General features: G+C 37.4%; 21 protein-coding genes and 1 riboswitch. Of the genes, 1 reads left to right on the forward strand and 20 read right to left on the reverse strand.

Going from position 1 to position 19,364, the window contains the following annotated elements; translation table 11 throughout:
* Positions 1–50 precede the first annotated feature (50 nt).
* From cpaB to HPY74_03320, 10 genes are all read right to left on the reverse strand, one after another.
* A complete protein-coding gene (gene cpaB, locus HPY74_03275) occupies positions 51–1,007 on the reverse strand; it encodes a Flp pilus assembly protein CpaB (protein NSW89700.1) in 957 nt (318 codons plus the stop codon).
* 77 nt (positions 1,008–1,084) lie between these two features.
* A complete protein-coding gene (locus HPY74_03280) occupies positions 1,085–1,978 on the reverse strand; it encodes a pilus assembly protein (protein NSW89701.1) in 894 nt (297 codons plus the stop codon).
* Positions 1,979–1,990: 12 nt separating this feature from the next.
* A complete protein-coding gene (locus tag HPY74_03285) occupies positions 1,991–2,380 on the reverse strand; it encodes a pilus assembly protein (protein ID NSW89702.1) in 390 nt (129 codons plus the stop codon).
* A gap of 127 nt (positions 2,381–2,507) precedes the next feature.
* Positions 2,508–2,684 (reverse strand): Flp family type IVb pilin, encoded by a 177-nt coding sequence (locus HPY74_03290; protein NSW89703.1) that lies wholly within the window; start codon positions 2,682–2,684, stop codon positions 2,508–2,510.
* Between the two features lie 201 nt (positions 2,685–2,885).
* The gene (locus tag HPY74_03295) at positions 2,886–3,572 is read right to left on the reverse strand and encodes a response regulator transcription factor (protein ID NSW89704.1); all 687 of its coding nucleotides are present in this window, start codon (positions 3,570–3,572) and stop codon (positions 2,886–2,888) included.
* On the reverse strand, positions 3,553–4,725 hold the full coding sequence (locus HPY74_03300; protein NSW89705.1) for a sensor histidine kinase: 1,173 nt from the start codon (positions 4,723–4,725) through the stop codon (positions 3,553–3,555). Before HPY74_03300 ends, HPY74_03295 begins: the two co-directional genes overlap by 20 nt.
* A 453-nt stretch (positions 4,726–5,178) precedes the next feature.
* Positions 5,179–6,840, reverse strand: coding sequence for a pyridine nucleotide-disulfide oxidoreductase family protein (locus HPY74_03305; protein ID NSW89706.1), 1,662 nt, complete (start codon positions 6,838–6,840; stop codon positions 5,179–5,181).
* Between the two features lie 149 nt (positions 6,841–6,989).
* The gene (locus tag HPY74_03310; GenBank protein ID NSW89707.1) at positions 6,990–7,445 is read right to left on the reverse strand and encodes a GNAT family N-acetyltransferase; all 456 of its coding nucleotides are present in this window, start codon (positions 7,443–7,445) and stop codon (positions 6,990–6,992) included.
* A gap of 109 nt (positions 7,446–7,554) precedes the next feature.
* A complete protein-coding gene (locus tag HPY74_03315; protein ID NSW89708.1) occupies positions 7,555–7,989 on the reverse strand; it encodes an OsmC family protein in 435 nt (144 codons plus the stop codon).
* A gap of 115 nt (positions 7,990–8,104) precedes the next feature.
* Positions 8,105–8,293 carry a PspC domain-containing protein gene (locus HPY74_03320; protein NSW89709.1) on the reverse strand — a complete coding sequence of 63 codons (189 nt, stop codon included), beginning with the start codon at positions 8,291–8,293 and terminating at the stop codon, positions 8,105–8,107.
* Positions 8,294–8,658: 365 nt separating this feature from the next.
* Here HPY74_03320 and HPY74_03325 point away from each other — a divergent pair, with 365 nt between their 5' ends.
* Positions 8,659–9,504, forward strand: a complete 846-nt coding sequence (locus HPY74_03325) for a sugar phosphate isomerase/epimerase (protein ID NSW89710.1) — start codon at positions 8,659–8,661, stop codon at positions 9,502–9,504.
* 28 nt (positions 9,505–9,532) lie between these two features.
* Here HPY74_03325 and HPY74_03330 read toward each other — a convergent pair whose 3' ends face one another.
* The 10 genes from HPY74_03330 to HPY74_03375 form a co-directional block, all read right to left on the reverse strand.
* On the reverse strand, positions 9,533–10,159 hold the full coding sequence (locus tag HPY74_03330; GenBank protein NSW89711.1) for a manganese efflux pump: 627 nt from the start codon (positions 10,157–10,159) through the stop codon (positions 9,533–9,535).
* Positions 10,160–10,518: 359 nt separating this feature from the next.
* Entirely contained in the window at positions 10,519–11,112 is a 594-nt protein-coding gene (locus HPY74_03335) for an HAD family phosphatase (GenBank protein ID NSW89712.1), read from the reverse strand.
* 132 nt (positions 11,113–11,244) lie between these two features.
* On the reverse strand, positions 11,245–11,919 hold the full coding sequence (locus HPY74_03340; GenBank protein NSW89713.1) for a thiamine phosphate synthase: 675 nt from the start codon (positions 11,917–11,919) through the stop codon (positions 11,245–11,247).
* Positions 11,912–12,745: a hydroxyethylthiazole kinase gene (gene thiM / locus HPY74_03345; GenBank protein ID NSW89714.1), complete on the reverse strand. Its 834-nt coding sequence runs from the start codon at positions 12,743–12,745 to the stop codon at positions 11,912–11,914. Before thiM ends, HPY74_03340 begins: the two co-directional genes overlap by 8 nt.
* Before the next feature lie 74 nt (positions 12,746–12,819).
* Positions 12,820–13,626: a bifunctional hydroxymethylpyrimidine kinase/phosphomethylpyrimidine kinase gene (gene thiD, locus HPY74_03350; protein NSW89715.1), complete on the reverse strand. Its 807-nt coding sequence runs from the start codon at positions 13,624–13,626 to the stop codon at positions 12,820–12,822.
* Positions 13,627–13,701: 75 nt separating this feature from the next.
* Positions 13,702–14,193 (reverse strand): energy coupling factor transporter S component ThiW, encoded by a 492-nt coding sequence (gene thiW / locus HPY74_03355; protein ID NSW89716.1) that lies wholly within the window; start codon positions 14,191–14,193, stop codon positions 13,702–13,704.
* Complete coding sequence (gene thiC / locus HPY74_03360) at positions 14,194–15,519, reverse strand: phosphomethylpyrimidine synthase ThiC (protein ID NSW89717.1); 1,326 nt, start codon at positions 15,517–15,519, stop codon at positions 14,194–14,196.
* A 155-nt stretch (positions 15,520–15,674) separates the two neighbouring features.
* A riboswitch (TPP riboswitch) is annotated at positions 15,675–15,774 on the reverse strand.
* A gap of 210 nt (positions 15,775–15,984) precedes the next feature.
* Positions 15,985–16,737, reverse strand: a complete 753-nt coding sequence (locus tag HPY74_03365) for an ABC transporter ATP-binding protein (GenBank protein ID NSW89718.1) — start codon at positions 16,735–16,737, stop codon at positions 15,985–15,987.
* A 38-nt stretch (positions 16,738–16,775) separates the two neighbouring features.
* Positions 16,776–17,585 (reverse strand): cobalt ECF transporter T component CbiQ, encoded by an 810-nt coding sequence (cbiQ, locus tag HPY74_03370; protein ID NSW89719.1) that lies wholly within the window; start codon positions 17,583–17,585, stop codon positions 16,776–16,778.
* 42 nt (positions 17,586–17,627) lie between these two features.
* Entirely contained in the window at positions 17,628–18,746 is a 1,119-nt protein-coding gene (locus tag HPY74_03375; GenBank protein NSW89720.1) for a PDGLE domain-containing protein, read from the reverse strand.
* Positions 18,747–19,364: the final 618 nt, after the last annotated feature.

A 19,364-nucleotide genomic window follows, 5' to 3' on the forward strand; every position in this document is an offset into this window, starting at 1 on the left:
TCACACCTATCATTTTTGTGTACACCGGTCTCATGCGTATGTATTTGATGTCAATTATTCAATACCGGGATTTTGATAATTTCCCCAGGTATAATTAGATTGGCGTCTTGAATATTGTTGGCTTTTTTTATTACTACATACTTTTCCGGATCACCGTAAAATTCCATGCTGATCTTTCTTAATGTGTCTCCCGGTTTTACTTTATAATTAACAAATTCACCATTGCTATTACTACTGTCATTTTGCTTGTCCCCCTGTAAAGGTCCACCTGTGTTGCCTGACCATCCTACCAATTCCTTCCAGGTAGTGCCCTTTGTTTCAAGGATACTATCATCTCTTAACGGCCTTAAAGCTAGCTTCAAAATACCAATATTTTCAGCCAATACTAATTTTTCTAATTCAGAAGTTGACACAGATAGTGTTACGAGGAAATAATTCGGTATATCTTCTTTATAGTTTGAATCATCATCTCTATTCAGTTGCTTGTCTATAGCCAACAATTCAACATTTTGCAGAATTATTTTTGACAAGTCGGGTCTTACCACTTCTTCCCCATCTTTTTTTTCGGCCAAATATACAATAATGTCAACAAAATCCCCGGGTTCTATTAAATCTGAAACTCCCGAATCCCCTGTAACATTAATAGAAATTGCCCTATACCCGTTATCTATTTTTAAATTTAACCCCCCTTCACCTTTACTAATAAGCTTACTTTTATGAAAACCTTCGTTTTTTAAAATAGTCTCTTTTGTATATTTGCCGACAATGTCCGAATAATCCCTAATATAGTCAACTAAAATTGAGTTTTCCGGCACATGGACTTCTTTGATCATCTTCTCAGTTATAAGGGTTCCTGCAGGTATTGTATTATCTGCCACTAAAATAGTTATTTCGTTAATTTCTTCACCGGATTGTTTCAAAGACTGTAAATACGCAAAAACAAGTCCTGCAGCTATTACTGCGAAAATAAGTGATATTAAAATCAATTTTTGCCCGATACTTTTCACTCTACCACCCCTATTTTAACGGTACCTTTGTATTCTCTGTACCGCCTGTATCTTTATTTTACGTATCACTTGCGCCCTTATTTTATCAGTTTTGCCCCGTATACGCCCGTATCATTTAAAGTCATATCAATAACGGCATTTGCCACATACCTGACAAACCGGCCGATAATTTCTATTTTCCCTGACTTTTGAACTATATCCTCCACGTAGAATTGCCCAAAACCTATCACCGATATTTGCCCTCTTCCGTTTGTTTCTAAAGTATCAACCAAAGGTACTGTCCACAACCTGACAGAATTTCTTGAGAAGTTATCAAAACTGCTGTGCTCAGAATTTATATAGTTTTTAATAGCATTAGCGGCTCCTGCCATGTTCCCCGTTTCAGTCTCTATCAAATCTCCGACCGATATTGTCCCGCTATAGCCGTAAAGGGCATTTTCTTTAAAAACGTTGGCCCCTTTTCCGCCGAGCGCAACTGCGCCATAATTACCTTTATACCCATCCCCGGCATTCTCCTTAAGTATCACCAAGCTGCCGTATGAATAATCAAAGATTTCAACTGCAAATGGCCTGATACCGCCTTTTACCGATTTTGCAGGTCCAATTATAGCTTTTGTTGTTACATTTACGTCGCTGCTATTGATTTTTACTACAGGACCAAACAAATGCTTTACATTTTTAACCCCTTTTATTTCAATACTTTTTTGATCACTACCAATAGTTATTACAGTACTGTCCGGGTCTACATTGTTTTTTTCGAGATAGTCTATAGCTACTGCTCTTGCTTTTTCACTATCATCCGGTAATTCAAGGATGGCTGCTAAGGCTGCTGAATCCAGGGCATTTGCTAATTTTATTTTTTCTGCATAAACTAACCCGATATCTATAACATAGGCAGTAAACCCCAATAAAGCAGTAAACAGTAAGCAAAGAATAATAGCTGCACTTCCCTTATCATCAAATATTTTCACTACAGTCACCACTCATTCAATTCTCATGGATACTTGTGCATTCAAGACAACCACATTATTGAAGATGCTGCTTATAATAGGGACAGTAAGATGATAGTTGTACGTCACCTTTACAGTAAGTGTGTCTCCGGACTTTCTGCTTGTATCGCCAGGTGTTACGGTTATTATTAAACCTTCCGCATTTAAGCCGGGAGATGTAGATATGATCAAGTTCTCTATTTCAGCACTGGAACTTCCCACAATCCCGGCCCTTGCACCTTCCCTTGCTGCATTGTTGATAGCAAGATACGAATTCAGCATAACTCCGAATTCTATAATTCCCATCACCACCAATAAAAGTAACGGAAATATTATCGTAAACTCTACCAGTGATTGTCCTTTTTTACTTTTTAACCGTTTCATAGTAGCCCCCCTTACTCCTGACCTCCAATGGAGCTTACTTATCCGGAAAAAATGCTCTAATCAATATCCATATTTATGATTAGAGCATTTTACGTGCAGGGTATTCCCAACTTTTGCATCATTGCTGTTATTGGAGTGCATTTATTATTTCCTGGAATTTTGCTGCTATTGCCGGCCCCAGAACTACCAGCACCGCAATAACCACTACTGCAATAAGTCCTACCAACAATGCATATTCAACCATACCCTGTCCTTTTTCATCTTTTGAAATTAATAATATATTGTTTTTTAATTTCCTTAACATATCGGCCCCTCCTTTAAACTATTCTGCTGAGCCATTTCTATTCAAGAACCGTCGCTAACGCTCTTTTCATGTCAACTAGCCCAGCGAGTTAAATTAGTTTTACTTGTGATTTAATTATAACTCTGTTTGGAAGGGCATAACAGTTTCTAAAAGTCACATTCTCTAAGTATAAAAGTCACAAAAAAATAAGGACCAAAGTCCCTATTCCTGAGTTTTATATTTTAATTTATAGTAATCCTCAATGTCATTCTCTATTGCAGTAATTGCGGCTTGTACACGGTCGCTTGCATTAATCTTTCTGTATATATTGGTTGCATAATTTTTCACTGTTTTTTCCGATATGTACAGCTTTCCCCCAATTTCCTTATTACTAAGCCCCCTCGAAATATTCATCAGCACTTCAATTTCCCTCTTTGATAAGTTATCAAGAATATTGGCTTCCTTTTTATTCTTGCCTTTTATATCCTGAAAAAAGATTGAAACCAAAGATTTATCAATATATTTTTCTCCCTGGTATACTGTCCTGATAGCTTCCACAATTTCCGCCCCAACAGAGTCCTTGAGTATATACCCGTCCGCTCCAATATTAATAGCCTCATAAATAATCTTTTTATCATTTTCAACAGTAAGCATAATAACCTTAACAGTATCGCCGTGTTCCTTTTCCTTTATCTTTTTAAGGGTTTCAATTCCATTCATTAAAGGCATATTCAAGTCTAACAACACCACATCAGGTGCAGTAAACCCTAACATATCCAATACTTTTACACCGTTTATGGCTTCGCCAACTATATCCATATCCTCTTCAAAACTGATAATTCTCCTCAAACCTTGCCTTATCAGGTCATGGTCATCTGCAATTAATACTCTAATTACCTTTTTTTTCATCCCTGATCACCTCCCGGTTAATAGGCAATTTTACTCTATAGACTGTACCTTCTCCCTCTGCCGACTTAATTTTAATTTCTCCCTGTAACTGGTTTACTCTGTCAAGTATGCCAATCAATCCATAGCAGTCACCTTTAGTTTTTACCCTTTTTAAAGTTTCTTCTACATTAAATCCTACACCGTCATCAGATATGACCAGCATTAAATATTTTGTGCCATAGTCCAGCTTTACCGTTGCATGCTTTGCCCTGGAATGCTTTTTAATATTGTTAAAAACCTCTTGAATTATCCTGTACACGGCAACCTGAATAATTGGTTCTATTTCCGACTTTACAGGTTTCAATTTTAATTGTACATCAATATCAGTCTCTTGAGAAATATTTTTTATAGCTTCTTGTATAGTCTGGTTTAATCCCAGGTCATCAAGTGACATTGGCCTTAAGTCAAAAATAATACTTCTAATTTCTTTTAAAGCCACTTTCACGCTTTCTTTTAAATCTTCCAATTCTTTAAGCCCTTTCTCCAGATCATCCTGAATAGTCATTTTGCAAATATCTACTTGCATAGCAACATTAGCCATATGTTGCGCAGGGCCATCATGAATATCCCTTGCTATTCTTTTGCGTTCATTTTCCTGGGCTTCTAATACTTTTATTCCTATCAGTATTTCGGAATTTCTATCCGCATCTTCTAAAACAGAAAGGATATCCCCCTCTAGATAGGCTAGAGCAATACTTATTTGGTTAACTACTTTCTCACCATTCTCTATATTACCCATTAACTTTTTTAAAGCCACTTCCAATTGAGTCCTTTTTTCTCTTAATGCCTTTTCTTCATTTGTCTTAGTAATAAATTTCACTCTTATTTCTAATGATTTTTCATAGGCATCCTTGATATCACTTTCACTATATATATTGAAGTTTTTGGATACTTCCGCCAACCACTGTCTTGCACTTTTATCCAGTTTCTCCAGTTCATCAACTTCATTAATAATTTTAATTAATTCACTTTTGACGTTAGCCAGTTCCAGTTTTAAATTTTCATACTCATTTCTTATACTATCTACTATTTTAAGTACTTCTTCCCTGCTGGAACTTATCTCCCCTATTATTTTTTTAGTAATAGCGTTAATTCTGCTAATATCCAGGTTCATACTGTTAATCATAATCTCACCTTATTTAAAACTACTATATATACCATACAAATTAGAATAAAATGGAGCTTCAAAAAAGCTAAAATAAAAGTAGACCATAACTTTCCTCTTAACAACGCCTGCACTAAAGTGCAGGTGCTATACTTTCGACTAAAAGTCGACTAAAGTAAATACATCTCATCACATCATTCATTATACCCCTTTAGTATTGATATATCAAGCTTTGTAATATAATTCCAGTCAAATAGTTTCTACTTAATATAGTACTTAATATAGTACTTATTCATATTCGACATTTTTTTCGTAAATCCTACACAGAAAAAGAAATATGTAAAAAAAAAGAAGTGAAATAAAGAAATGAAATAAAGATGCAATATAAAATAGATACAATATAAAATCTATCTACTTATTAAATATGATCTTCATAGCAATTCTATTATTTATTCTCCTTTATTATTTTCCTTGCTTAGCGGCCTGGTATGTCCTATATCCCCCGCTTAAATTACGCACCTTGTTAAAACCATGTTGCATCAGGATCCTTGCAGCCAGGTAACCTCTAAGCCCAACCTGGCAATAGATAATAATCTCCCTTTCCTTAGGAAGCCCATCCATACGCTCTCTTAATAAATCCAGAGGAATATTGACAGAATTGGGGATGGCACCCCGCATGTTTTCTTCTTTGGTGCGAACATCCAGCAATATGAACTTTTCCGGATCCAATCCATCCAATTCATCCCAGTGAATAACAGGATGAATACCTTTTAGGATGTTGGAAGCCACGTACCCGGACATATTAACAGCATCCTTGGCTGATGAGTACGGTGGCGCATAAGCCAGTTCAAGTTCCTGCAAGTCATAAACAGTGAGATTTGCCCGCATGGCAGTAGCCAAGACATCAATACGCTTGTCAACCCCTTGAGAGCCAACAATTTGGGCTCCCAGTATTTTTCCGTCTTTTGGACTAAAAAGTAGTTTTATGGCCATTGGAGCAGCTCCCGGATAGTAACCGGCATGAGATGCTGAATGTGTATAAGACTTCATGTAGGGAATCCCATGCCGTTTCAGAGTTTTTTCATTGTTTCCTGTACAGGCAGCTGTCATTTCAAATACTTTAACAATAGCCGTTCCCTGGGTAGCCTTGTAGGTGTCTTTAATGCCACATATGTTGTTGGCTGCAATACGTCCCTGCTTGTTGGCCGGCCCTGCCAGAGGTATTAACGTTGGTCTGCCATTTACAAAATCGAGTACTTCAATAGCATCGCCTATTGCATATATATCGGGGTGGGAAGTCTGCAAATACTGGTTTACTTTAATGCCTCCACACTCTCCGATTTCAAGCCCTGCTTTTCTGGCCAGACTGGTTTCAGGTCTAACTCCAATTGCCAATATAACCATATCAGTTTTCAGCTGTTTTCCGCTTTTAAGATTTACAACGGTATGCTTACCATCCCTGTCAAATGATGTTGCACTATCTTCAAGGTACAAGTCCACCGAATTTGCTTTCATATGCTCATGCAGGAATGCTGCCATCTCATAATCAAGGGGAGCCATAACCTGATTGGCCATTTCAACAATTGAAACCTTTATATTCCTACAACACAGGTTTTCAACCATTTCCAGGCCTATAAATCCTCCTCCCACAACAATAACACTTGCCGGTTTTTCCTCATCAATATAATCTTTAATAGCATAGGTATCCGGTATATTTCTTAGGGTAAAAACATTAGCCTTATCAATTCCCGGTATGGAAGGCTTGATTGGGCCTGCGCCGGGAGATAGTATGAGTTTATCGAAGCTTTCACAATACCTTTCTTTTGTTACAAGATTTAGTACTTCTACTTGTTTTTTGCTTAAATTGATTTCCACAACTTCACTGTTAACTCGAATATCTATGTTGAATCTTCGAGACATACCTTCAGGAGTCTGAATAAGCAAATTTTCCTTTCTTTTTATTACCTCACCCACATAATAAGGTAAACCGCAGTTGGCAAAAGAAATATGCTCTCCCCTTTCAAAAAGGATAATCTCCGCTTTTTCATCAAGTCTGCGAAGACGTGCTGCTGCGCTAGCTCCGCCGGCCACTCCTCCTACAATAATTATTTTCCTTTTATCCACTATAATCCCTGCCCTCTTATAAAACTAAGCCTAATATTTAATATTGCATTATAATTTCCAATTTCTTGTTTTATTATCAATTTTAAACTAAGCATCAAGAAATCTCCTTTCATTATAAGCGGGAGCTTAAATCGGCGCAAATAGCACTGTTATTTTATGTTAATTACTCCCTTCTCCATTTTATAATCATCCATAATAAACCCATTTCCGATATCCTGGACAATGTCCCCTAAATTGACAAAACCCATTTTTTCGTATGCCGCAATTGAACCCTGGTTATTTTTATTCACTGTCAGCCAAATACTTTCCAGACCTGTTTCTTTGCAGATACTTTCAATATAAGATATAGACATTCTGGCAATTCCGCGGCCCCGGAAGTTCTTATCTACGTACAACTTGCTTAAAAACATCTTATTATTCGAATAATCAGGCAAAATTGCGAAATACCCTGCATATTCACCATCCAGTAACATCAAAAAATACCGGTATCCGCTCTCAAGCTGGTTCCTTATTGCTTCTGCACTCTGGAATTTGGAGAGCATATAATCCACCTGTGCTTTACCTATTATCGGCTCATAGTGTTCATGCCAAATTTTGTTTGCCATTTCTTCCACTATTTTTACCTGACATTCATCTTCTACTTCCAATATTTTTATTTTTTCCCCCAATATAGTTCACCCTTTAGACTAAAAGTTTATCTACCCGGATGTTTGGTCATGCAAAACTGATTTTTACATGAGTACCATTCGACAATGTATCGCTTACAGGGCATCTGTCCTCTATTGTCTCAAGCCATTTTGCCAAAGTTTCTGCGTCTGCATCAGTATCGGCTTCTAATTTTACTCTAATCTCTTTGTATCCTGCCCTTTCAGCTTTTGATTTACCCATAAACCTTGCAGGATTCAGGTCTCCTTCAAGGTCAATCCGTATTCCTCTAAGTTCAAATCCCATTTCTCTTGCAACAACATGCCCAACAACATTTATACATCCGGCAAGAGCAGCAAGCAAATACTCCACAGGGTTTGCTCCTGCATCGGTACCTCCAAGACTTTTGGGTTCATCAATTATCATTTTAAATCCTCTTGTTTCTACCACTGTTTTTGTTGGATTTTCACTATGTGCCTTAGCACTGAACTTTAAATCTGCCATTTTATCATCTCCCTTTGTGTATTTTTCTATCATATTAATGTTATACATAATTTAATATTACCCATAATCTAACAAATTAAATCATAAATTACTTTTCTCATTGTTCATTTTGTTTTTACCCTTCCGGAATCACAAATACACATATAATATATGCAAGGATTCCGCTCCCGCCCATGCAGGCAAATAAAATCCAAAGCACCCTGACAATGGTCGGGTCTATATTGAAGTATTCCGCCAATCCTCCACAAACTCCTGCTATTATTTTGTTGCGGGATGACCTGTATAGTTTTTTATATTCACTCATTAAGAGCACCTCCTATCAAGCCTTTATACTTTTAGACTTTAAGTATTAAATTAACTACATAAAATATACATTGTTATATTATTTTATATTTATATCATTACAGTATTATTCAATAATTATTATATATCAATTAATACCATAGTATCAATTATTTTTGGGCATTTTAACATCAATATAGTAACTTTTTTTGAGGACACTGAAAAGAATATTTTGCCACTTCTTTTTTATTGAAATATCAATTATAATATAATATAATGTAATTATGGTAATTTTAACATATCTACCTGTGTTAAATGATAGAAACCATATAAATTATAATAAATAAAAATTAAACTCTAATAAGGGACAGGGAGTTGATATATCTTATGAAACTTGGGATTCACGCATATGCATGGTGTTCGCAATGGAGCAATGAAACACTCCATTTAATTGAAAGGGTTAAAAATCTTGGTTTGGATTTTATTGAAATTCCCTTAATGTGCCTTGATACTTTTGATGCACCTGCCGTAAAGGAAAAACTTAAACAGGTAGGCATAGAAGCTTGCACATCTACAGTGCTCTTAAACGATACGGATATTACCAGCGAGGATAAATCTATCCGTCAAAAGGGAGTGGATTACCTTAAGGCCTGTGTAAAAGCCACTGCAGAAATAGGCGCTTCCAGTTTTTCAGGCGTTGTATATTCCCAACATGTCAAGCCTGCTGTCAGAAGGCCTACTGAACGTGAATGGGAATATTCTGCGGATTGTCTTAGAGAAGTAGCGAAGTTCGCCCAGGATTATGGTGTAAATATAGGGCTTGAACCGGTTAACAGGTATGAAACATATCTAATCAATACCTGTGAACAGGCTTTAAAACTTAAGGAAATGATAGGAGAGCCAAACATAAAAATACACCTGGATACATATCACATGAATATAGAAGAAAAATCTTTTTATAAAGCAACCAAAATGGCAGGTAAGGATCTTATCCATTATCACCTTTGTGAAAATGACCGCGGTATCCCCAGCACCGGCCTTGTTGATTGGGATGGAATTTTCAAGGCCCTGGCAGAAATTAATTATAGAGGGTATGCTGCTCTTGAATCTTTTGTCGACTGTACCGATAACATGAATACCTGGGTATGGAGGCAACTGGCCAAAGATGGCGACACTCTTGTAAGGGAAGGAGTTGCTTTTATCCGCAGCATGCAGAATAAATACGGTTTATAATTCTTCAACTTGTGTTTTCCTTTTATTATTATTTCCAGACATTGTAATTAGCCCTGAATATCTCAAAAATGTTTAAATGCTCTAAAAGTATCTTCAGTCCAATTAACATTAATATGATACCTCCAAATAATTCCGCATGGTTTTTAAATATTAAGAGGCATTTCTTTCCAATTTCCACCCCAGCTAAACATACAACAAACGTTATTATTCCAATTAAAATTATGGATTTAAAAATCGGTACCCCTATAAAAGCAAAGCTTATTCCAACAGATAATGCATCCAGGCTCGTTGCAACTGCAAGTACAAATAACGTTATGTTGGTTAAAACTTCTTTCTTTGCCTCTTCCGGCAAGCACTTCCCATTATTATCACCATTATTGTTCTCTTTTCTTGCTCCGTATATCATTTTAGCTCCAATAAAGCTCAGCACTCCAAACACAATCCAGTGATCAAACCTGGTTACATATTTCTCGAAATTTATACCGATAAGCCATCCAAGCAGCGGCATTCCTGCCTGGAACAACCCGAAAGTCCCGCTTATTTTTAAAGCAGTATTAGTCTTCAAGTCTTTTAATGTAGCTCCATTAGTAATTGATATGGCAAAAGCATCCATGGATAATCCAAATGCCGTAAACAAAATTTCCAAAAAACCCATTATATTCATCCTTCCGTGTATTTTACCAAGCTTCTTTTCTTTTAGTGTGTTATTACTACTTATTTATTTTCCACTACTTATTCTTATTGTAGTGTTACAAACTAAAATGAGACTTATGCACAACAAAACGTTATACATGAGTCTCATTATTCAAGGCAAGCCAGACCCTTTGGCCAGTATGTTGACTTTGCCACACAGTATTACACTACCGTGCCAACTACTCCCTCATATTCCAACAAAATAACCAATAATATAATATAAACTATACTAAAATAGTTTATATTACTATGTATTATATTACAATTCTTTATATTATGTATTATACTACCATTCTACGGAATACTCAATATCAAAAAATCTTAGTTTTTGGTATATTGCTCAAAGCTAATGATATACCCATCAGCCTGCTTTTTAATTTCTTCTTCTTCATGTTGGGAACACTCATCGTAAACTCCTATAACCTTCATGCCTGCTGCCTTCGCGCCCATCACCGCAGGGAGAATATCTTCAAACACAACACATTCTTCCGGCTTAAGGCCAAGTTTTTTGGCTGTAAGCAGGTAAATATCGGGTTGGTCCTTCCCCTTTCCAACTTCATCTGCTGTTGATATGGCATCAAAATAGTGCCGTATTTCATTATTCTTTAAGACTGCTTCCAAAAGCTTATTACAATTGGTAGTGGCAAGTCCTATCTTAATACCTTTATATTTTAATAATGAAAGAAATTTCTCCACACCGGCCTTAAGTCTTATATTATGTGCGTATTCATAAAAGGCCATATCATTCCACTCATCCATAATGTCTTCTACAGGATCAGGAATTTTAAACCTCTCTTTAAAGTATAGAGCAGTTTCCTTGAAAGTCATATTTTTGATTTCAGTACTCAAATCATCAGGCACAGCAATACCTCTTTTTTCCAGGAAGTCAAAGTCTATCTTATCCCATACCCGCATTGAGTCTATAAGTGTACCATCCAAGTCGAATATTACTCCTTTTATTATACCTTTATTTATTTCTTCAAGTATATTAACCTTTTTTGTATTAATCTTTCTTCACCTCACATAATTCCTGACTTTTTACCTTTTTTACCTTATGAATGCCAGCTTCCTTTTTAAATCCTCGGATGCTTTTTTTACATTTTCCTTACCCATTATAGCAGAAACAACAGCAATACCTTTTATTCCCGTACCTTCAAGCATACCTGCATTGTCCTCATTTATACCTCCTATAGCAACAACAGGAATACTGACCCTGCCTGTTATATTCTTTAACTGCTGAATACCCACATATTTTGCATCTTTTTTGGTATCGGTTACAAAAACTGCCCCTACACCAATATAGTCGGCACCATCCTCTTCCGCCTGCAAAGCCTCATTAAGAGTTGTTGCAGAGACTCCAAGAATTTTATCTCTTCCAAGCAGGGTTCTTGCAACCTTAGCCGGCATATCCGTCTGGCCCACATGCAACCCTGCTGCATCCACTGCCAGTGCAATGTCCAATCTATCATTTATAATAAGGGGGATGTTATACTTATCTGTAATACCTTTGACCTTCAAAGCTATGTTATAAAATTCCAAAGTAGATACATCCTTCTCTCTAAGCTGCACAATGGTTACACCACCCAAAATTGCCTGTTCTACAGCTTTCTCGATGCTTATGTTACGAAGCAAATGCCTTTCGGTCACAAGGTATAATGTATAATCCGGATGTGCCAAGGAGACGTTTTGTCTGCCATGTCCAATTTTCCCTTTGTTAATCATGTACTCTACCTCTTTCCAAAACATCTTTTGCTGTAATCCGAGATAATGAATCTACCAGCTTTACTCTGAAACTCCCACTTCCTCTATTGTCTTCCGTCAAGCTTTCATAAGCCATTTCACCTGCTAATCCCATAGTAAGGACCCCGGCCACAGTCCCTTCAAGATAGTTATTGGTAACACCGCAATATACACCTATAAGGGAGGTACACATGCACCCTGACCCGGTTATCATAGAAAGCATTTTATGGCCGTTTTCTATGAAATAGGTTCTCCCATCTTTTGAAACTATATCAACAGGGCCTGTTATTGCCACAACACAACCCAACCTGGACGATAATTCATCCGCAATGCTTTTCCCATAATTCAGATTGCCTAATAATAAAATATCCTTTTCTGATGCATCCACGCCCCTGGTAGTTGAACCAAGGCCGCTTACCGATTTTATTTCCGACATATTGCCCCGTATAACAGCCAATTTTAGCTCATTTATAATTCTTTCGGCAGTTTTATCCCTGAGCTTTGTTGCTCCTGCACCTACAGGGTCAAATATTACAGGTATCCCAAGTTCATTTGCTTTTTTTCCTGCAACCAACATAGACTCAATAGTTCTTTTATTTAATGTCCCTATATTTAGGACTAATGCGGAAGAAAGAGAAACTATGTCTTGCACTTCCTCTATATCATCTGCCATTATAGGTGATCCGCCTATTGCCAGTACTACATTGGCACAATCATTTGCAGTAACATAGTTTGTTATATGATGTACCAACGGTTTTTTTGCCTTTACCTGTTCTAAAAGTCCCGATACATTGACGTTCATACTCATATTCTTTATACTCCTTTCATAATTGCCAAATTAAATATATTGTCACCATTCTAACCTTCGATAATTCCTGCCTTCTAATCCTTGATAATTCCTGCCTTGCTGTATAACTCATAAAAATGGTTTATAGGTCCTACCCCCATTCCTATAGGCAAAGCATGCCTTATTGCTATTGTAATATAAGCCTTTGCCTTTTCCACTGCTTCTTTTACGCAAAAACCAAGTGCAAGGTTTGATGCGATTGCAGCAGAAAGAGTACATCCGGTGCCGTGTGTATTCCTGGTATCAATCCGTTCAGCTTCAAACTTAAAAATATTTTTACCATCGTAAAGGATGTCTGTTGAATCACCCGACAGGTGCCCTCCCTTTATTAGCACATTTTCAGCCCCTAAAAGTTGAATTTCCTTTGCTGCCTCTTCTGCTTCCTTTAGAGTATTAATCTTTTTACCGGTTATTTTCTCAGCCTCGGGAATATTGGGAGTTATAACAGTGGCAACAGGTATCAACTCTTTAATAAGAGTTTCCATAGCCTTAAGGTTAAGGAGGGCATAGCCACTCTTGGATACCATAACAGGGTCCAATACAATATTTTTCGGCTTGTACACCCATAATTTTTCGGCAATCACTTTTATGCTCTCAATTTGAGAAACCATGCCAATCTTTACCGCATCTGCCCCTATATCTTCAAAAATAGCATCTATCTGCTTTCCGATAATCTCGGGACTTATATCCTGAACTGCAATTACTCTTTGAGTATTTTGAGCTGTAACTGCCGTAATTACACTCATCCCAAAGACACCATGAGCAGAAAACGTTTTAAGATCTGCCTGAATCCCTGCTCCTCCTCCGGAATCAGAGCCAGCAATAGTCAACACCTTTTTCATGAAACCACCTCCATTAGAAAATTCTTTATATTTCTGTATTCATATCTATTTTTGACAATTACGCAATTTTTGTTATTATTTAGTAATTTCCATTGTATTTTTTAAAAATTTACGCCCTTTAAGCATAAGAAGTGCAATTATGCTTCCTGCTATTGTATTTATAAGGAAGGGAAACACATAGAAGAAGGCGGCCACTTCTTTGCCCATCAGAAGTTTTGCAACAGGGTAGGCAGCAATAGCTCCAAGGATCCCGGTTCCTACAATTTCCCCGGCAGCTGCAAACAGCTTATTGTTTGTTTTTTTATACAATATTCCAGCTAGGAAGGCTCCTATTATACTGCCAGGAAATGCAAGCAGCGTACCCACACCCAGAATGTTTCTTATTACCGATATACAGAAAGCTATCAATACGGCATATCCTGGTCCTAATGTTACAGCCGACAGCACATTTACAATGTGCTGTACAGGCGTACATTTTGAGGCACCTATTGGGAAGTATACAAAATTACTCATTGCTACGCCAAATGCAACCAGCATGGCTGCATGTATAAGTTTTCTGGTTTTCAATCAAAACACCTCCTTTTCGTCATCTCCCAGTACTTTAATATGTTTACCGGTAATAACCCTGTTCATATTCCTTACGGCACACATTTTTCCACACATTGTGCATGTATCGTTATATTGGGGAAGGGATTCATTCCTGTACTTCCTTGCTTTTTCAGGGTCTATAGCAAGAGAAAACATTTTTTCCCAATCCAATTCCTGTCTTGCTTTTCCCATTTCATAATCCCATTTCTCAACACCGGTAATCCCCTTAGCAAGGTCTGCAGCATGCGCAGCAATTTTGGATGCTATAATCCCTTCTTTCATATCTTCAAGGGTTGGAAGTCTTAAGTGCTCCGCGGGAGTGACGTAGCAAAGGAAATCAGCCCCGCTTGCAGCTGCTATGGCACCTCCGATAGCACTTGTAATGTGGTCGTAACCCGGAGCTATATCTGTAACAATAGGCCCTAACACATAAAACGGTGCGCCTCCACACAGTTTCTTTTCTAAGAGGACATTAGCGGCAATTTCATTTAAGCGCATATGTCCCGGCCCTTCAATTATAACCTGCACATTCTTTTCCCAGGCCCTTTTAGCCAATTCTCCCAGGGTTATCAGTTCCTTAACCTGGCTTGCATCTGTGGAATCTTTGATGCTTCCAGGGCGGCATGCATCTCCAAGACTTATGGTTACATCATATCTAGCGCATATATCTAATATTTCATCAAAATATTCAAAAAAAGGATTCTCTTTATTATTGAGTTCCATCCATGCATAGATTAGAGATCCTCCCCTTGAAACTATGTTTAATTGACGTTGATTTCTTTTGAACGTCTGTGCTGTTTCCCTGTTTATCCCCGCATGGATAGTCATAAAATCTACTCCATCCTGTGCATGCTTCTCGATAACATATATGAATTCGTCAGAAGTTATGCTTTCAAGTTCCTTGTCATAAAAACCCATAGCATCATATACAGGAACAGTACCTATCATGACAGCAGACATACCAATTAGTCTTCTTCTGAATTTTTCAGTTTTTCCGTAAGAACTCAAGTCCATTATAGCTTCTGCTTTCATTTCAATGGCCTTTTCCGCCTTTTTAAGTTCATCCTCAATGCTGCAGCAATCTTTTGAAACTCCCAAATTCACATTTATTTTTGTCCTTAACCCCAAACCTATTCCTTCAGGTTCAAGGTTTTTATGATTTTTATTCGCAGGTATCACTACCTTCCCTTCTGCCAAATAACCCCTCAATATTTCCACATCTACATTTTCTTTTTTGGCCACAATTTGCATTTCATTTGTTATTATCCCTTTTTTGGCAGCATCCATTTGAGTTGTATAATTCATACCAATCTTCCTTCCTTTTTAATTTTAAATTACTCCAGGTAATACAGGGGGATGTTTGTTTTGTTCCTACCGTGTTTTTTCACGTGATTACATGTGAATATGAAAAATGCTTACCCATAAGGTAAGCATTTAGAATTAGAACGGATTTTATAATTTTAATAATTTATATTGCTTCCCTACGGTAGTATTAACTACATCAGGTTCAAAGGGTCAGGTTTTAACCTTCTCAACCAAATGGTCCCCCCGCAAAACCACATTTTAACAATTTTATTAAGTTATCAACTAATATAATAACAATTACTTTTTTACAAAATATCATAATCATTATACATATTTTTTATAGTTTTGTAAATGAATTTTTTTTATGTTATCCTTATGTTATTGCACTTTTATTTTTATGCTATTACTTTTTATGCTATTTTTAAGATGTGTGCCAGTACTATATTTCAAAATCAATAAGCTTATTTACCTAGTCCTGCAAACAGGACACTTCTGCAGTCCAAGAGGTATTTCAAGCCCGCATTTATCCATAAGTTCCCCATTTGACAGAATTTCTCCTGTAGCTCCGTCTATTACTATTTTCCCCTCACTCAATACAATTGTTCTTTCACAAAGTTCCATAACCATGTCCAGGTCATGGGTAGCTATTATTTTTGTGTGGGTAAAACCCCGCAGGAGATTTATCAGCCTGCGTCTTGATTTAGGGTCAAGGGCTGACGACGGCTCATCCATGACAAGAATATCCGGGTTCATGGCTAATACTGTGGCAATGGATACCATCCTCTTCTCTCCTCCTGAAAGCCTGTATGGAGGTCTATCTATCAAATGCAGGGTACCCACAGTTTCAAGGGAATTTCTTACCCTCTTTTCAACCTCTTCCTCAGGCAACCTGTAATTACGTGGTCCAAAAGCTACATCATCATAAACTGTTGCCATAAACAACTGGTCGTCGGGATCCTGGAAAACCATCCCCACTCGTTGCCGTATAAACGGCAGGGTTTTTTTTGTAACCGGAATACCCCCTACGCTAATTTCTCCTTCATTCGGAAATAAAACCCCGACAAGATGCATTAACAATGTTGATTTGCCTGCACCATTTGCCCCCACAATACCTACAGACTCTCCATGTAATATTCTGAAGGAAATCCCCTTTAATGCCTGCTGCCCGTCAGGGTAACTGTATTTTAAATTCTTTCCTTCAATAATGTGATGACTCATATCATTTACCCACTCCTGCTTTTCATTCGATCCTGTTATTAGTTTGATCCTGTTATTAGTAAACCTATTATAGCCGGAACATCCACATACCGTATTATAAGGAAGTATATACTCCACCCTGCAAGGTATGCAATGTCGGATAACTTCATTTTTTTTACATTCCCGGTACTATACTCACCTGTAAATCCCCTGCAGCACATGGAGTTATAGATGCGTTTTGCCCTATCTAATGTTCTTATAATCAACTGGCCGGTAAGAGAACCCCACTCTCTAAATCTTACACCTTTTGTAAAAGGAGAACGGAGTGAATATGCACATAAGGTACGGGCAACCTCCTCTGCCAACACTGAAATGTACCTATATGTTAAAATAAGCTGCAATATAAATACTTTTGGTATTCTCATAATCGTTAAAGCATATGCAATCTTCGTCATCCCGGTAGTTGCTATTAGAATAAATACTCCCATTACAGTTAATAACCCTTTCAGCAGGATCGATATAAAAGATACCCATCCGGCAGATACTGTGAGCCATGGTAACACCGCCAGCGGTTTGCTATCAAATAAAGGGTTGAAAATGCCTATAATAATAATGAAAGGTGAAACTGCAACAAGCCTTTTAAAAATTGGTTTTAGCGGAATATCCGCCAAGTTCATTATCACCACAGGATAGAATATAAGAGGCAACAAGGTGCTTACTTCATATTTTTCGAAGGATACAGTTACCATCAGAAATATGAATGTTGTAAGCACCTTTGCAAGAGGATGTATATTGTGTATAGCCGTCCTCTTTTCAGAAAGCTCTTCAAGTATTCTAATATTATATAATGATTCTATCACTTTTGCCATAACTTCATTACAATCCTACATAATTAAACGGCTTTTCCGCCGTTAAACAGGCTCTTTGGCAGTTGCACTCTTTTTTTCAGTTGCACTCTTTTTTTTCTTAACAAAGCTTATAACAAAACCTGTTATTCCTACCAACAGTAAGGTCATTGCACTACCAACCAACCCCGATATGCTAGTTCCTGCATCTACAACCGGCCATATTTCATCAGGTTCAGAAAATTCCAACTGTGTTGAAGCCTCTGAAGCCTCAATACCTGCCTCCTTACCTTTCTCACTTTCCGCAGGTTTAAATCCATAGTCAGGCAAAAATGCTATTTTCTCCTGAATAGAAGCCAGTTTATTATGTATACCGCTGTCAGCCTCAAACTCCTCTCTCCCTGAAGTCTTAAGTATTGACCATTCCAGCCCGTCAGGATACATAGATGCAAACCATGAGAGAATCCCTCCCGTTATAACTGCAACCACAATAAGGCCGGTAAGAACTTTTTTGATGGATACTTTACCTAAAGCTTCACCTGATATAGACTTTTCAACAATTTCGGGGCATGCTCTCCATATAAAACCCATAACAGCAGCAGTGATAAGCCCTTCGACTACTCCGATGGCCAAGTGTATCGGTTGCATTATCATTAAAAAAGTACCGAAAGGCAATTCGGTTTTACCTGAAAAAAGTGTCTCAAGTACTACACTAAAAGCGCCCAGCTGAAGACCCACTATCGAAGACAGCATTGCCCCTGCAAATAACCTGCCTTTAGTATACCCTTTCTGCATAATTTTTTTATAGATAAAAGGATAAGCAATAAAGCATGTATAAAAACCCAGGTTGAAAATATTACATCCCATTGCCAGCAAGCCTCCGTCCGCAAAAAACAATGCCTGTATAATCAAAATAGAGGCCATAGTAAGAAAACCTGCATAAGGACCAAGCAGTATGGCAAGGAGCATACCCCCTCCCAAATGTCCGCTGGACCCTGTTCCTGGAATCGTAAAGTTAATCATTTGAGCAGCAAATACAAATGCACCCATTACTCCCATTAACGGTATTTTTTTTTCGTCAAGTTCATTTTGAACTTTTTTCACTGAATAGGCTGTAACACCGGCAGCTGCAGCCCACATAACACCACCTACAGCCGGTGAAATAAGTGCGTCAGCCATATGCATATACATCACTCCTTCAAGTATTTTTGTTTTAAGGGCAATTTTCAAAGCATTGAAAGCTTACCCAGCTAAAAGTCGGCAATTTTAGGCCCTGTACTTTGAAAATAAAAACCACAAAAGCCAATACATTACTTCTGTAATGCATTCAACCTTCGTGGTTGACTTTCAGTTTGATTCCTATATACTTAACGACACCTGCAATAAATTGCTGCGATAAAAAGAGCCTTCATGACTCTTATTTCATAACTTATTATAATTGTTATAGGCAAAATTGTCCATACCTATTTTTATGCATGGCGCATTTTCAAATTTTGAAGAAAATGCTGGAAGTAACATTGCGAAAAGTCTTATAGAGCCTGTTAATCCGACGAGGGATAAGCAAATCAACTGTTCTAAGCAAAATAATTAAAAAAGGCAGAGATGAAGCACGAATTTAAAAGAAAGAGAAAACAAGAGTTATAGAGAGTAGCAAAAAAATATTTTCGCAAAACCGAGTTGGACACGTACAAGATTAGTATTGTATAGTAGACTTGGGGGAGGTAGGTAATCAAGTCATGAACAATACTAATAGAACATTTTCAGGTAGGACATTTAGTCCTGAAGATATAGAAATGATAAAAT

Source organism: Bacillota bacterium, assembly GCA_013314855.1.
In the GTDB taxonomy this organism is placed as follows: Bacteria; Bacillota; Clostridia; order Acetivibrionales; family DUMC01; genus Ch48.

Bases quoted from the DNA above. Each gene is read 5' to 3' on its own strand.
- thiM (NSW89714.1), bottom strand. From the start codon at position 12,745: ATGAGTATGAACGTCAATGTATCGGGACTTTTAGAACAGGTAAAGGCA.
- HPY74_03310 (NSW89707.1), bottom strand. From the start codon at position 7,445: ATGGCAAACAAAATTTGGCATGAACACTATGAGCCGATAATAGGTAAA.
- HPY74_03295 (NSW89704.1), bottom strand. From the start codon at position 3,572: ATGAAAAAAAAGGTAATTAGAGTATTAATTGCAGATGACCATGACCTG.
- HPY74_03290 (NSW89703.1), bottom strand. From the start codon at position 2,684: ATGTTAAGGAAATTAAAAAACAATATATTATTAATTTCAAAAGATGAA.
- thiC (NSW89717.1), bottom strand. From the start codon at position 15,519: ATGAATTATACAACTCAAATGGATGCTGCCAAAAAAGGGATAATAACA.
- HPY74_03325 (NSW89710.1), top strand. From the start codon at position 8,659: ATGAAACTTGGGATTCACGCATATGCATGGTGTTCGCAATGGAGCAAT.
- HPY74_03300 (NSW89705.1), bottom strand. From the start codon at position 4,725: ATGAACCTGGATATTAGCAGAATTAACGCTATTACTAAAAAAATAATA.
- HPY74_03315 (NSW89708.1), bottom strand. From the start codon at position 7,989: ATGGCAGATTTAAAGTTCAGTGCTAAGGCACATAGTGAAAATCCAACA.
- HPY74_03330 (NSW89711.1), bottom strand. From the start codon at position 10,159: ATGGGTTTTTTGGAAATTTTGTTTACGGCATTTGGATTATCCATGGAT.
- HPY74_03335 (NSW89712.1), bottom strand. From the start codon at position 11,112: ATGCGGGTATGGGATAAGATAGACTTTGACTTCCTGGAAAAAAGAGGT.
- HPY74_03365 (NSW89718.1), bottom strand. From the start codon at position 16,737: ATGAGTCATCACATTATTGAAGGAAAGAATTTAAAATACAGTTACCCT.
- thiD (NSW89715.1), bottom strand. From the start codon at position 13,626: ATGAAAAAGGTGTTGACTATTGCTGGCTCTGATTCCGGAGGAGGAGCA.
- HPY74_03340 (NSW89713.1), bottom strand. From the start codon at position 11,919: ATGATTAACAAAGGGAAAATTGGACATGGCAGACAAAACGTCTCCTTG.
- HPY74_03375 (NSW89720.1), bottom strand. From the start codon at position 18,746: ATGCATATGGCTGACGCACTTATTTCACCGGCTGTAGGTGGTGTTATG.
- HPY74_03285 (NSW89702.1), bottom strand. From the start codon at position 2,380: ATGAAACGGTTAAAAAGTAAAAAAGGACAATCACTGGTAGAGTTTACG.
- HPY74_03320 (NSW89709.1), bottom strand. From the start codon at position 8,293: ATGAGTGAATATAAAAAACTATACAGGTCATCCCGCAACAAAATAATA.
- cbiQ (NSW89719.1), bottom strand. From the start codon at position 17,585: ATGGCAAAAGTGATAGAATCATTATATAATATTAGAATACTTGAAGAG.